This window comes from Pseudomonas sp. DF5 (genome assembly GCF_058148225.1).
Genome location: NZ_JBYVYM010000083.1, coordinates 1 through 328 on the forward strand (window position 1 = coordinate 1; position 328 = coordinate 328).

Here is a 328-nt window from a genome sequence, read left to right on the forward strand (position 1 = left end):
GTGTACGCGCCACTGCCGGTGAAGGTCAGGCGCTCGATGTTGGCAGCCATGAAGGTGTGGCTGGGATTGACCACCGACACGCGCATTTCATCGTTGCCGCCATCGGCCAGCTCGACGAGAGTCGGCCCGCCACTGGTGTTGATGTAATAAGTGTCGTCGCCTGCACCGCCTTCAAACGTCATCGCGCCCAGTGCAACGGTGAAGCTGTCGTTGAACGCCGAACCGATGACTCTTTCGATGTTGGTCAGGGTGCTGCCTTCGGCGTCGCCACCGGTGCCAGCCAGGCCCGTGCCCAGACGGATATCAACGTTCACCGCGGCGGCCGACG

Annotated in this window: 1 pseudogene; it reads right to left on the reverse strand. The window is 62.8% G+C overall.

Annotated features, from left to right (window positions below):
* Positions 1 to 328: pseudogene (locus tag AC30D7_RS28790) on the reverse strand (beta strand repeat-containing protein); the annotation flags it as partial.